The sequence below is a fragment of the Comamonas sp. NyZ500 genome (genome assembly GCF_016772095.1).
Lineage (GTDB): Bacteria > Pseudomonadota > Gammaproteobacteria > Burkholderiales > Burkholderiaceae_C > Comamonas > Comamonas thiooxydans.
Window position 1 is genome coordinate 263700 of record NZ_JAEIJE010000002.1, and the last position, 12150, is coordinate 275849.

Below are 12150 nucleotides of genomic sequence, written 5' to 3' on the forward strand. Positions count from 1 at the left end.
GTGGTGCGCAATGATTCAGACTTTTAGGTTTTGATATGAACGTCTTTTCCAGCGTCATTCTCGCGGTCCAGATGCTGGCCGCTCTGGGCATGATCGGCCTCATCCTCATGCAGCACGGCAAGGGTGCCGATATGGGGGCTTCCTTTGGCAGTGGTTCGTCGGGCAGCCTGTTTGGCGCCTCGGGCAGTGCCAACTTCCTGTCGCGCTCCACGGCGGCTCTGGCCACCGTGTTCTTCGTGGCTACATTGGCACTGGCTTATCTGGGCAACGCTCGCCCAGTGAGCTCGGGCAGTGTGCTGGAAGGCGCTGCTCCTGTTTCGGCTCCTGCGCCTGCTGCCAATGTGCCGCCCGCAACTGCCGGCGATGCAGCCGTGCCTCCTGCTGCTCCAGCGGCTGGTGCCGAAGGTGCAGCCCAGATCCCAACGAAATAATTTGGAGAAAATCCTGAAGAACCCCAAAGAGTGGGGTTTTTCAGGCTAGAATCTAGGGATTGTCTGGGGATCAGAATCTTTGCAACGAAGGTTCCAGAGATTGCCGGACTTTGAGACGAAGCCGTCGTGGTGGAATTGGTAGACACGCTATCTTGAGGGGGTAGTGGCGAAAGCTGTGCGAGTTCGAGTCTCGCCGACGGCACCAACACATAACTAAAAACCTGCCCTGCTGATCAGGCAGTGATCGGTGAGGCATGTTTTCATAACAAGGCCCACTCGATGAACATCGATCAGTACCTTCCCGTTCTTCTGTTCATTCTTATTGGCATGGCTGTGGGTGTTGTACCCCTGGTGCTCGGCTACGTGCTGGGTCCCAACCGCCCTGATGCTGCCAAGAACTCCCCCTACGAATGCGGTTTCGAGGCGTTTGAAGACGCTCGAATGAAGTTTGATGTGCGCTACTACCTGGTCGCCATCCTGTTCATTCTGTTCGACTTGGAAATCGCATTTCTGCTGCCCTGGGCTGTCGCACTCAAAGATGTCGGCGGCGTGGGTTTTGTTGCTGTCCTGATTTTCCTGGCCATTCTGGTCGTGGGCTTTGCCTACGAGTGGAAAAAAGGCGCCCTGGATTGGGAATAAGCAGCTTTTCTGAGGAAACACGATGATCGAAGGCGTGATGAAGGAAGGCTTCGTCACCACCAGTTATGACACGGTGGTGAACTGGGCCAAGACAGGGTCGATCTGGCCCATGACATTTGGCCTGGCCTGCTGTGCGGTGGAGATGATGCACGCAGCAGCTGCTCGCTATGACATCGGTCGCTTCGGCTCCGAAGTGTTCCGTGCCAGCCCCCGCCACTCTGACCTGATGATTGTTGCCGGTACGCTGTGCAACAAGATGGCTCCCGCGATGCGCAAGGTGTACGACCAGATGTCCGAGCCGCGCTGGGTAATTTCCATGGGCTCCTGCGCCAATGGTGGCGGTTACTACCACTACAGCTACTCGGTGGTGCGTGGTTGCGACCGCATTGTTCCCGTCGACGTCTATGTGCCTGGTTGCCCCCCGACAGCGGAAGCGCTGATCTACGGCATCATCCAGCTGCAGCAGAAGATTCGTCGTACCCACACCATCGCTCGCGTTTAAAGGGCTGAGATGACTGCAATTGCAATTCACCCCGAGAAGCTTCGGGATGTGGTTACTGCTGCCTTGGGTGACAGGGTGCGCTCCGTCACTCTGGCCTATGGCGAAGTGACGGTGGAAGTATCCGCTGACAAGTATCTGGACGTGATGCAGATTCTGCGCAATGCCCCGGACTGCCAGTTCGAGATGCTGCTGGATCTGTGCGGCGTGGACTATTCCACTTATGCGGAAGTCGGCAAGGACGGTCCGCGTTTTGCCGTTGTATCCCACCTGATGTCTCTGACGTTGAACCAGCGCCTGCGTGTGCGTGTGTACTGCGCCGACGACGACTTCCCCGTGGTGGCCTCGATCAACCCCATCTGGAACTCGGCCAACTGGTTCGAGCGCGAAGCCTTCGATCTGTTCGGCATCGTGTTCGAAGGTCACGAAGACCTGCGTCGTATCCTGACAGACTATGGCTTCATCGGCCATCCATTCCGCAAGGATTTCCCCCTGTCCGGTCACGTGGAAATGCGCTACGACGCCGAACAGCAACGTGTGGTGTACCAGCCCGTCACGATCGAGCCTCGCGAAATCACGCCGCGCATCATTCGTGAAGAAAACTACGGCGGAGGCCTGCACTAAAGGCGCACGTCGCCTTTTGACGGAAGACCATGGCTGAAATCAAGAACTATTCCCTGAACTTTGGTCCGCAGCACCCGGCAGCGCACGGTGTGCTGCGTCTGGTGTTGGAGCTCGATGGCGAAGTGGTGCAGCGCGCCGACCCGCACATCGGTCTGCTGCACCGCGCGACCGAAAAGCTGGCCGAAAGCAAGACCTATATCCAGTCGCTGCCCTATATGGACCGCCTGGATTACTGCTCGATGATGAGCAACGAGCACGCTTACTGCCTGGCCATTGAAAAACTGATGGGCATCGAAGTGCCCATCCGTGCCCAGTACATCCGTGTGATGTTCTCGGAAATCACCCGCATCATGAATCACCTGATGTGGCTGGGTTCCTCGGGCAACGATGCCGGCAGCTCGACCATCCTGATCTACAGCTTCCGCGAGCGCGAAGCGCTGATGGACATGTACGAAGCAGTGTCGGGTGCGCGTATGCACGCGGCTTACTTCCGTCCCGGTGGCGTGTATCGCGACCTGCCGGACAGCATGCCCCAGTACAAGGCCAGCAAGGTGCGCAATGTGCGCTCCATGGAGGCCATGAACGAAGACCGCAAGGGCTCGCTGCTGGACTTCATCGATGCTTTCACGCAGCGCTTCCCCAAGTGTGCGGACGAGTACGAAACCCTGCTCACCGACAACCGCATCTGGAAGCAGCGTAACGTCGGCATCGGTGTGGTGTCTGCTGAGCGCGCCATCAATCTGGGTCTGACCGGTCCCATGCTGCGTGCCTCGGGCCTGCCCTGGGACATGCGCAAGACCCAGCCCTACGAGGTCTACGACAAGCTGGACTTCGATATTCCTGTGGGTGCCACGGGCGACTGCTACGACCGCTACCTGGTTCGCATGGCCGAGATGCGCGAGTCCAACAAGATCATCAAGCAATGCGTGGACTGGCTGCGTGTCAATCCCGGCCCGGTGATCACGGACAATCACAAGGTTGCGCCCGCAAGCCGTGAAGCCATGAAGTCCAACATGGAAGAGCTGATTCACCACTTCAAGCTCTTTACCGAAGGCTTCAAGGTTCCCGAAGGCGAGGCTTACGCTTCCGTCGAGCATCCCAAGGGTGAGTTCGGCATTTATTTGATCAGCGATGGTGCCAACAAGCCCTATCGACTGAAGATTCGTCCACCAGGATTTGCGCACATGGCTGCTCTCGATGAACTGAGCCGTGGCCATATGCTGGCTGACGCCGTGATGGTGCTCAGTACCCTGGACATCGTGTTTGGAGACGTTGACCGATGATTACCGAAGCGACCAGAGAACGCTTTGCGCGTGAGGTGGCAAAGTATCCGGCTGACCAGAAACAGTCTGCCGTCATGGCTTGCCTGTCTATCGTGCAGCAGGAGCAGGGCTGGGTCAGCCAGGAAAGCGAGGCAGTGATTGCCGAAGTCCTGGGCATGGCCGAGATTGCGGTGCACGAAGTCACCACTTTCTACAATATGTACAACCAGCAACCCGTTGGCAAGTACAAGCTCAATGTCTGCACCAATCTGCCATGCCAGCTGCGTGACGGCTACAAGGCCTTGCACCACCTGGAGCACAAGCTGGGCATCAAGATGGGCGAGACCACCAAGGATGGCCTGTTCACGCTGCAGCAGTCCGAGTGCCTGGGCGCCTGCGCCGATTCGCCCGTGATGCTGGTCAACGACCGTTGCATGTGCAGCTTCATGAGCAATGAAAAGCTCGACGAGCTGGTCGACGGCCTGCGCGCAGCGGAGGGCAAGGCATGAGCACGATTCTGAACAATCCTGCCGCCAATGCCGTGCTGGCCAAGTTCGCATCGACCGGCAATGAAACCTGCTTCCACGACCGTCACATCAACCCCCAGATCTATGCGGATCTGAACGGCAGCAACTGGTCCATCAAGGACTACGAAGCACGCGGCGGCTATCAGGCCCTGCGCAAGCTGCTGGGCAAGGATGGCGGCGAAGGCCTGACGCAAGATCAGGTTATCGCGACGCTCAAGGAATCCGGTCTGCGCGGCCGTGGCGGTGCGGGCTTTCCCACGGGTCTGAAGTGGAGCTTCATGCCCCGCCAGTTCCCCGGTCAGAAGCATCTGGTCTGCAACTCGGATGAGGGCGAACCCGGTACCTGCAAGGACCGCGACATTCTGATGTTCAACCCGCACATCGTGATCGAAGGCATGATCATTGCCGCTTTCGCGATGGGTATCAGCATCGGCTACAACTACATCCACGGCGAAATCTTCGAAGTCTATGAGCGCTTCGAGGCGGCCCTGGAAGAAGCCCGTGCGGCCGGCTACTTGGGTGACAACATCCTGGGCAGCAGCTTCAGCTTCCAGCTGCATGCCCACCATGGCTTTGGCGCCTACATCTGCGGCGAAGAAACCGCGCTGCTGGAATCGCTGGAAGGCAAGAAGGGTCAGCCCCGCTTCAAGCCGCCATTCCCCGCCAGCTTCGGTCTCTACGGCAAGCCCACGACCATCAACAACACCGAGACCTTTGCGGCCGTTCCCTGGATCATCCGCAACGGTGGCCAGGCCTATCTGGAATGTGGCAAGCCCAACAACGGCGGCACCAAGATCTTCTCGGTCAGCGGCGACGTGAACCTGCCCGGCAACTACGAAGTTCCCATGGGCACGCCTTTCAGCAAGCTGCTGGAGCTGGCCGGCGGTGTGCGCACCGGACGCAAGCTCAAGGCCGTGATCCCCGGCGGCTCTTCGTCGCCCGTGCTGCCTGCCGACATCATCATGGACTGCACGATGGACTATGACTCCATCTCCAAGGCCGGCTCCATGCTGGGTTCGGGCGCCGTGATCGTGATGGATGATTCGCGCGACATGGTCGAGTGCCTGCTGCGTCTGTCGTACTTCTATTCGCACGAGTCCTGCGGCCAGTGCACGCCCTGCCGTGAAGGTACGGGCTGGCTGTGGCGCGTGGTGAACCGTATTCAGCACGGCGAAGGCCGTCCGGAAGATATCGAGCTGTTGGACTCGGTATCCGTGAACATCATGGGTCGCACCATCTGTGCGCTCGGCGACGCGGCAGCCATGCCGGTTCGCGCCATGATCAAGCACTTCCGCCACGAGTTCGAAGCGAAGATCCAGAACGCTTCCAAACAGGCTGCATGAGCGCCTGATCGCGAGACAAGCATATGGTTGAAATTGAACTGGACGGAAAAAAGGTCGAGGTGACGGAAGGCAGCATGGTCATGCATGCAGCCGAGAAGGCCGGCACCTACATTCCTCACTTCTGCTACCACAAGAAGCTATCCATTGCGGCCAACTGCCGCATGTGCCTTGTGGATGTGGAAAAGGCTCCCAAGCCCATGCCCGCCTGCGCCACGCCAGTGACGCAGGGCATGATCGTGCGCACCAAGAGCGAGAAGGCCATCAAGGCACAACAGTCGGTGATGGAGTTCCTGCTCATCAATCACCCGCTGGACTGCCCCATCTGCGACCAGGGCGGCGAATGCCAGCTCCAGGATCTGGCAGTGGGTTATGGCAGCAGCTCTTCGCGTTACGAAGAAGAAAAGCGCGTGGTGTTCCACAAGAACGTGGGGCCGCTGATTTCCATGGAGGAAATGAGCCGCTGCATTCACTGCACACGTTGCGTGCGCTTTGGCCAGGAAGTGGCCGGCGTCATGGAACTGGGCATGATTCACCGCGGCGAGCACTCCGAGATCACCACCGTGGTGGGCGATAGCGTGGACTCCGAGCTGTCGGGCAATATGATCGACATCTGCCCCGTGGGCGCGTTGACCAGCAAGCCCTTCCGCTACAGCGCCCGTACCTGGGAACTGTCGCGCCGCAAGTCGGTGGCTCCGCACGACTCCACAGGCTCCAACCTGATCGTTCAGGTCAAGAACCACAAAGTCATGCGCGTTGTGCCCTTCGAGAACGAAGAAGTCAACGAATGCTGGATTGCCGACCGCGACCGCTTCTCCTATGAAGCGCTGAACAGCGACGAACGCCTCACCAAGCCCATGCTCAAGCAGGGCGGCGAGTGGAAGGAAGTCGACTGGCAGACCGCCCTCGAATATGTGGCCAACGGTCTGCAGCAGATCAAGAGCAACCATGGCGCCAGCGCCATCGGCGCTCTGGTCAGCCCTCACAGCACAGTGGAAGAGCTGTTCCTGGCCGGCAAGCTGGTGCGCGGCATCGGTAGCGAGAACATCGACTACCGTCTGCGCAATGCCGAGTTCGCTGCCACGCAAGGCGTGCAGTGGCTGGGTCTGCCCATCGCTGCATTGAGCAATCTGCAGTCGGCTCTGATCGTGGGCTCCAACCTGCGCAAGGACCATCCGCTGTTCGCGCAGCGCATTCGCCAGGCTGCCAAGAAGGGCTGCAAGGTCTTCGCCATCAACGATCGCATCCATGACTGGGCCTTGCCCGTCAACGCCTGGGTGGTTGCTGCCGGCGACTGGGCTCAGGCTCTGGCCGATGTGGCCGCTGCCGTGGCTGAAGCCAAGGGTGTCTCGGCACCCGTGGCCGGTCAGGCCCATGACGAAGCCAAGGCGATTGCCGCTGCATTGCTGGCCGGCGAGCAAAAGGCCGTGCTGCTGGGCAATGCCGCAGCGCACCATGCTCAGGCTTCTGCACTGCTGGCTCTGGCCAGCTGGGTTGCCGAACAGACCGGTGCTGCCGTGGGCTATCTGACCGAAGCCGCCAACACCGTGGGCGCGCAATGGGTCAAGGCCATGCCTGCTGGCAACGGTCTGAATGCGGCTCAGATGATTGACGGTGGCCTGAAGGCTGCCATCTTGCTGAACAACGAGCCCGAGTTCGACAGCGCTGCCGGCAAGGCCGCCATTGCTGGTCTGAACAAGGCCGAGATGGTGGTGACTCTGAGCCCCTTCAAGGCCAATCTGGAATTCAGCGATGTGCTGCTGCCCATTGCTCCGTTCACGGAAACCTCGGGCAGCTTTGTCAACGCCGAAGGCCGTCTGCAGAGCTTCCACGCCGTGGTCAAGCCTCTGGCCGACACGCGTCCCGCATGGAAGGTGCTGCGCGTGCTGGCCAACCTGATGGGTGTGCCGGGCGTTGACTATGAGACGTCGCAGGACGTGCTGGCTGAGGCCACCGGCGGCGCTGCACAAGTGCCTGCCAATGTGCTGAGCAACGCGGCCCAGGCCGTGAGCGCAGTGCCTGCCGGCACAGTGACTGCGCCTGCAGTCGCCAGCATTTACCAGCTCGACAGCATCGTGCGCCGCGCTACGTCGCTGCAATTGACGGCTGACGCTCGTCAGGTTCGTGAGGGAGGCGCCGCATGATCGACGCATTGAAAGCCTGGGGCGCGGGCCTGTCCGCCGCTCCTTTCTGGACCGATGTGGCCTGGCCCGTCATCTGGATTCTGCTCGGCATCGTGGCCATCGTGGCTCCCCTGATGGGTGCCGTGGCCTACCTCACATTGTGGGAACGCAAGCTGCTGGGTTTCATGCAAATCCGTCTGGGCCCCAACCGCGTTGGTCCCTCGGGTCTGCTGCAGCCTCTGGCTGACGGCCTGAAGCTGCTGACCAAGGAACTGATTCAGCCCACGGCAGCTGCCAAGGGCCTGTTCTATGTGGGCCCCGTCATGGCCATCATGCCGGCCCTGGCGGCCTGGGTGGTGATTCCCTTTGCCCCCGATGTGGCCCTGGCCAACGTGAATGCAGGTCTGCTGCTGCTCATGGCCATCACTTCCATCGAAGTCTATGGCGTGATCATTGCGGGCTGGGCTTCCAACTCCAAGTACGCCTTCCTGGGCGCGCTGCGTGCCTCGGCCCAGATGGTGAGCTACGAAATCGCGCTGGGCTTCTGTTTCCTGGTGGTCATCATGGTCACGGGCAGCATGAACCTCTCGGCCATCGTGATGAGCCAGGGTCAAGGTCAGTTCGCATCCATGGGCATGAGCATCCTGTCCTGGAACTGGCTGCCCCTGCTGCCCATCTTCATCGTCTACCTGATCTCGGTCGTTGCCGAAACCAACCGTCACCCGTTTGACGTGGTCGAAGGCGAAGCCGAAATCGTGGCTGGTCACATGGTCGAGTACTCGGGCATGGGCTTTGCGGTCTTCTTCCTGGCCGAATACGCGAGCATGTGGCTGGTCTCCATCCTGGCCGTGATCATGTTCCTGGGCGGCTGGCTGCCTCCGTTCGACTTCCTGGGCTTCATCCCCGGTTGGATCTGGCTGGCGATCAAGACCTTCCTGGTGGTGTCGTGCTTCATCTGGATTCGCGCTACCTTCCCGCGCTTCCGTTATGACCAGATCATGCGTCTGGGTTGGAAGATCTTCATTCCCGTCACCCTGGTGTGGCTGGTGGTTGTGGGTGCTTGGCTGTACTCGCCCTGGAACATCTGGAAATAAGCGGAGTACGTATGTCTGCAGTAGCTGCAACACCTTTCTCCTTCAAGGATTTCCTCAAGAGCTTCATGCTCTGGGAACTGGCCAAGGGCATGGCCCTGACTGGCCGCTACACCTTCCGTCGCAAGATCACGGTGCAGTTCCCTGAGGAAAAAACACCTCAGTCGCCACGCTTCCGTGGTCTGCACGCCCTGCGCCGTTACGAAAACGGCGAAGAGCGCTGCATTGCCTGCAAGCTTTGCGAAGCCGTGTGCCCTGCCATGGCCATCACCATCGAGTCCGATGTGCGTGACGACGGCTCGCGCCGTACCACGCGCTACGACATCGATTTGACCAAGTGCATCTTCTGTGGCTTCTGCGAAGAAAGCTGCCCGGTGGACTCCATCGTGGAGACGCACATCTTCGAATACCACGGCGAAAAGCGCGGTGATCTCTACTTCACCAAGGACATGCTCCTGGCAGTGGGTGACCGTTATGAAGCCGAGATCGCTGCCAACAAGGCGGCAGATGCCAAGTACCGCTGAAGCGGCTCCTTGATCACTTGAAAAGATTCGATCCATGGACGCCAAAACTGGTTTTTTCTATCTGTTCTCGGTCGTGCTGCTGTTTGCAGCCTTCCGGGTTGTCACGGCTCGCAACCCTGTGCACGCCGTGCTCAATCTGATTCTGGCCTTCTCGCAAGCTGCCGCCATCTGGCTGCTGCTCAAGGCTGAATTCCTCGGCATCGCTCTGGTGCTGGTCTATCTGGGCGCTGTGATGGTGCTGTTCCTGTTCGTGGTGATGATGCTCGATATCCGTATCGACTCCATGCGCCGCGGCTTCTGGAAGCATTTCCCGTTCGCCGCCCTGATCGGTGTGCTGATCGCCTTTGAAATGGGCATGGTGCTGATGGGCGGTTTCGGTGATGTCGAAGACGCCAAGGCTGTTGGTGCGACCATGGTCAATGCCGCCGGCCAGACCGTTCCTTACTCGAACACACAGGCTCTGGGCAAGCTGCTGTACACGGAATACCTGTATCCCGTGGAAATTGCGGCCGTGATCCTGCTGGTGGCCATGATTGCCGCAATTGCCCTGACGCTGCGCAAGCGCAAGGACAGCAAGGCCATGAACCCTGCAGATCAAATTCGTGTACGCGCCTCTGACCGCATCAAGCTGGTCAAGGTCGACAGCACCAAGCCTGCACAAAAACCTGACGCTGAAGCCGCGGCTGCAGCGCCTGCTGTGGAGACAAAAGCATGACGCTGACTTTGGGCCACTTCCTGACGCTGGGTGCCATGCTGTTTGCACTCTCCGTGGTTGGCATCTTTCTGAACCGCAAGAACCTGATCGTCTTGCTCATGGCCATCGAGCTGATGCTGCTGGCCGTGAACATGAACTTTGTCGCGTTTTCCAGCTATCTGGGCGACATGCACGGCCAGGTGTTCGTGTTTTTCATCCTGACAGTGGCTGCTGCTGAATCGGCCATCGGTCTGGCGATCTTGGTGCTGCTGTTCCGTAACAAGACAAGCATCGATGCGGAAGATCTCAACGCCCTCAAGGGTTGAGTCCGCCGTAACTTGCAAGGTTCTCAAGAAATGAGTCAAACCCTTTCTGCATCCATGCTGCTTGCGGTGCCGTTGGCACCGCTGGTCGGCTCCGCACTCGCGGGTATCTGGGGCACGGCCTTTGGCGGCAACAAGATTGGTCGCACCGGCAGCAGTTCCCTGACGATTCTGAGCGTGCTCCTGGCCTTCGTTCTGTCGGCCCTCACGTTCAAGGCTGTCGTGTTCGACGGCGCAAAGTTCAACGAAACCATCTACACCTGGATGGTTGTCGGTGGCCTGAAGATGGAAGTCGGTTTCCTGATCGACTCCATCACGGCCATGATGATGTGCGTGGTGACCTTTGTGTCGCTGATGGTTCACATCTACACCATGGGCTACATGGAAGAGGATGACGGCTACAACCGTTTCTTCTCCTATATCTCGTTGTTCACCTTCTCCATGTTGATGCTCGTGATGAGCAACAACCTGCTGCAGCTGTTCTTCGGTTGGGAAGCCGTGGGTCTGGTGTCCTATCTGCTGATCGGCTTCTACTACAAGAAGCCTACGGCCATCTTCGCGAACCTGAAGGCCTTCCTGGTCAACCGCGTGGGTGACTTCGGCTTCATTCTGGGTATCGGCCTGATTGCGGCCTACACCGGCACGCTGAACTACTCTGAAATCTTTGCCAAGCTGCCAGAGATCCAGAACACCCAGCTGCCCGGTACGGGCTGGCTGCTGGTGACCGTGACTGCCATCTGCCTGTTCATCGGCGCGATGGGCAAGTCGGCCCAGTTTCCGCTGCACGCCTGGCTGCCGGACTCCATGGAAGGCCCCACGCCTATCTCCGCGCTGATTCACGCGGCGACCATGGTGACGGCTGGCATCTTCATGGTGTCGCGCATGTCTCCTCTGTATGAGCTGTCGGATGTTGCGCTGAACTTCATCCTGGTGATCGGCTCCATCACAGCGCTGTTCATGGGTATCCTGGGCATCATCCAGAACGACATCAAGCGCGTGATTGCGTACTCCACGCTGTCCCAGCTGGGCTATATGACCATCGCTCTGGGTGTGTCGGCCTACTCGGTGTCCGTGTTCCACCTGATGACCCACGCCTTCTTCAAGGCGCTGCTGTTCCTCGGTGCCGGCTCCGTCATCATGGGCATGCACCACAATCAGGACATCCGCTGGATGGGCGGCGTGCGCAAGTACATGCCCATCACCTGGATCACCTTCCTGCTGGGTAACCTCGCGCTGATCGGCACGCCGTTCTTCTCGGGCTTCTACTCCAAGGATGCCATCATCGAGGCGGTTCACGCTTCCAACCTGCCTGCTGCCGGCTTTGCCAATTTTGCAGTGCTGGCCGGTGTGTTCATCACGGCTTTCTACTCCTTCCGTCTGTACTTCATCGTCTTCCACGGCAAGGAGCGCTACGACCAGAACCCCGATGCCCACCATGATGACCACCACGGTCATGACGACCACGGCCATGGCCATGATGCCAAGCCCCACGAGTCGCCTCTGGTGGTGACCGGTCCTCTGGTGCTGCTGGCCATTCCTTCGGTGGTGATCGGTGCGATTGCGCTGATGCCCATGCTGTTTGGCGACTTCTTCAAGGGCGTGATCCACGTCGATGGCTCCAAGCATGGCGCCATGGCCGAACTGGCCGAGAAGATCCACGGCTGGGTGCCCATGGCACTGCACGGCTTCACGGCTGCACCGTTCTGGCTGGCTCTGGCCGGTGTGGTGATGTCCTATGTGTTCTACATGGTCAAGCCCGAGATTCCTGCCGCCATCATGGCTTTCTCCAAGAAGATTGGTCTCTACCAGGTTCTGGAAGGCAAGTACGGTGTGGACTGGGTGTACGAGAACATCTTCGCCCGCGGCTCCCGTGCCTTCGGTACCTTCTTCTGGAAGGCCGGCGATCAGGCCATCATCGATGGCGCCATCGTGAACGGCTCCTGGAAGCTCATGGCCAAGTTCGGTCAGTGGGTGCGCGGCCTGCAAACAGGCTATCTCTATCACTACGCGTTGGTCATGCTGCTGGGTATCGTTGCCCTCATGACGTACTTCGTGTGGCTCAACAAGTAGTAG

The 12150-nt window shown here is 59.3% G+C and carries 13 protein-coding genes and 1 tRNA gene; all 14 read left to right on the forward strand.

What is annotated here, in order from left to right; translation table 11 throughout:
* The first annotated feature begins 35 nt into the window (after positions 1–35).
* The 14 genes from secG to nuoL all read left to right on the forward strand — a co-directional run bounded on the left by secG (position 36) and on the right by nuoL (position 12147).
* Positions 36–431 (forward strand): preprotein translocase subunit SecG, encoded by a 396-nt coding sequence (secG, locus tag JAO85_RS04780; protein WP_034378756.1) that lies wholly within the window; start codon positions 36–38, stop codon positions 429–431.
* A 120-nt stretch (positions 432–551) separates the two neighbouring features.
* A tRNA-Leu gene (locus tag JAO85_RS04785) sits at positions 552–636 on the forward strand.
* Positions 637–710: 74 nt separating this feature from the next.
* Positions 711–1070 carry an NADH-quinone oxidoreductase subunit A gene (locus tag JAO85_RS04790; RefSeq protein WP_003064381.1) on the forward strand — a complete coding sequence of 120 codons (360 nt, stop codon included), beginning with the start codon at positions 711–713 and terminating at the stop codon, positions 1068–1070.
* 22 nt (positions 1071–1092) lie between these two features.
* Complete coding sequence (locus tag JAO85_RS04795) at positions 1093–1572, forward strand: NADH-quinone oxidoreductase subunit B family protein (RefSeq protein ID WP_003057832.1); 480 nt, start codon at positions 1093–1095, stop codon at positions 1570–1572.
* A gap of 9 nt (positions 1573–1581) precedes the next feature.
* Positions 1582–2193, forward strand: a complete 612-nt coding sequence (locus tag JAO85_RS04800) for an NADH-quinone oxidoreductase subunit C (RefSeq protein ID WP_012837316.1) — start codon at positions 1582–1584, stop codon at positions 2191–2193.
* Positions 2194–2222: 29 nt separating this feature from the next.
* Positions 2223–3476 (forward strand): NADH-quinone oxidoreductase subunit D, encoded by a 1254-nt coding sequence (locus JAO85_RS04805; protein ID WP_003076498.1) that lies wholly within the window; start codon positions 2223–2225, stop codon positions 3474–3476.
* Positions 3473–3964, forward strand: coding sequence for an NADH-quinone oxidoreductase subunit NuoE (gene nuoE, locus JAO85_RS04810; RefSeq protein WP_003057829.1), 492 nt, complete (start codon positions 3473–3475; stop codon positions 3962–3964). The genes JAO85_RS04805 and nuoE overlap by 4 nt, the downstream gene beginning before the upstream one ends.
* Positions 3961–5325, forward strand: a complete 1365-nt coding sequence (gene nuoF / locus JAO85_RS04815; protein ID WP_003064388.1) for an NADH-quinone oxidoreductase subunit NuoF — start codon at positions 3961–3963, stop codon at positions 5323–5325. Before nuoE ends, nuoF begins: the two co-directional genes overlap by 4 nt.
* A gap of 23 nt (positions 5326–5348) precedes the next feature.
* A complete protein-coding gene (nuoG, locus tag JAO85_RS04820) occupies positions 5349–7466 on the forward strand; it encodes an NADH-quinone oxidoreductase subunit NuoG (protein ID WP_202787602.1) in 2118 nt (705 codons plus the stop codon).
* A complete protein-coding gene (nuoH, locus tag JAO85_RS04825; protein WP_003057825.1) occupies positions 7463–8539 on the forward strand; it encodes an NADH-quinone oxidoreductase subunit NuoH in 1077 nt (358 codons plus the stop codon). Before nuoG ends, nuoH begins: the two co-directional genes overlap by 4 nt.
* A gap of 11 nt (positions 8540–8550) precedes the next feature.
* Positions 8551–9060: an NADH-quinone oxidoreductase subunit NuoI gene (nuoI, locus tag JAO85_RS04830; RefSeq protein WP_003057824.1), complete on the forward strand. Its 510-nt coding sequence runs from the start codon at positions 8551–8553 to the stop codon at positions 9058–9060.
* A 34-nt stretch (positions 9061–9094) separates the two neighbouring features.
* Positions 9095–9775 (forward strand): NADH-quinone oxidoreductase subunit J, encoded by a 681-nt coding sequence (locus JAO85_RS04835; RefSeq protein ID WP_003076492.1) that lies wholly within the window; start codon positions 9095–9097, stop codon positions 9773–9775.
* Positions 9772–10080, forward strand: coding sequence for an NADH-quinone oxidoreductase subunit NuoK (gene nuoK, locus JAO85_RS04840; protein ID WP_003057821.1), 309 nt, complete (start codon positions 9772–9774; stop codon positions 10078–10080). The genes JAO85_RS04835 and nuoK overlap by 4 nt, the downstream gene beginning before the upstream one ends.
* A gap of 30 nt (positions 10081–10110) precedes the next feature.
* Positions 10111–12147, forward strand: coding sequence for an NADH-quinone oxidoreductase subunit L (nuoL, locus tag JAO85_RS04845; protein ID WP_172415390.1), 2037 nt, complete (start codon positions 10111–10113; stop codon positions 12145–12147).
* Positions 12148–12150: the final 3 nt, after the last annotated feature.

Coding starts and splice junctions, on each gene's coding strand:
- JAO85_RS04800 (WP_012837316.1), top strand. CDS start 1,582: ATGACTGCAATTGCAATTCACCCCGAGAAGCTTCGGGATGTGGTTACT.
- nuoG (WP_202787602.1), top strand. CDS start 5,349: ATGGTTGAAATTGAACTGGACGGAAAAAAGGTCGAGGTGACGGAAGGC.
- nuoF (WP_003064388.1), top strand. CDS start 3,961: ATGAGCACGATTCTGAACAATCCTGCCGCCAATGCCGTGCTGGCCAAG.
- nuoI (WP_003057824.1), top strand. CDS start 8,551: ATGTCTGCAGTAGCTGCAACACCTTTCTCCTTCAAGGATTTCCTCAAG.
- nuoK (WP_003057821.1), top strand. CDS start 9,772: ATGACGCTGACTTTGGGCCACTTCCTGACGCTGGGTGCCATGCTGTTT.
- JAO85_RS04805 (WP_003076498.1), top strand. CDS start 2,223: ATGGCTGAAATCAAGAACTATTCCCTGAACTTTGGTCCGCAGCACCCG.
- JAO85_RS04795 (WP_003057832.1), top strand. CDS start 1,093: ATGATCGAAGGCGTGATGAAGGAAGGCTTCGTCACCACCAGTTATGAC.
- JAO85_RS04790 (WP_003064381.1), top strand. CDS start 711: ATGAACATCGATCAGTACCTTCCCGTTCTTCTGTTCATTCTTATTGGC.
- nuoE (WP_003057829.1), top strand. CDS start 3,473: ATGATTACCGAAGCGACCAGAGAACGCTTTGCGCGTGAGGTGGCAAAG.
- nuoL (WP_172415390.1), top strand. CDS start 10,111: ATGAGTCAAACCCTTTCTGCATCCATGCTGCTTGCGGTGCCGTTGGCA.
- secG (WP_034378756.1), top strand. CDS start 36: ATGAACGTCTTTTCCAGCGTCATTCTCGCGGTCCAGATGCTGGCCGCT.
- nuoH (WP_003057825.1), top strand. CDS start 7,463: ATGATCGACGCATTGAAAGCCTGGGGCGCGGGCCTGTCCGCCGCTCCT.
- JAO85_RS04835 (WP_003076492.1), top strand. CDS start 9,095: ATGGACGCCAAAACTGGTTTTTTCTATCTGTTCTCGGTCGTGCTGCTG.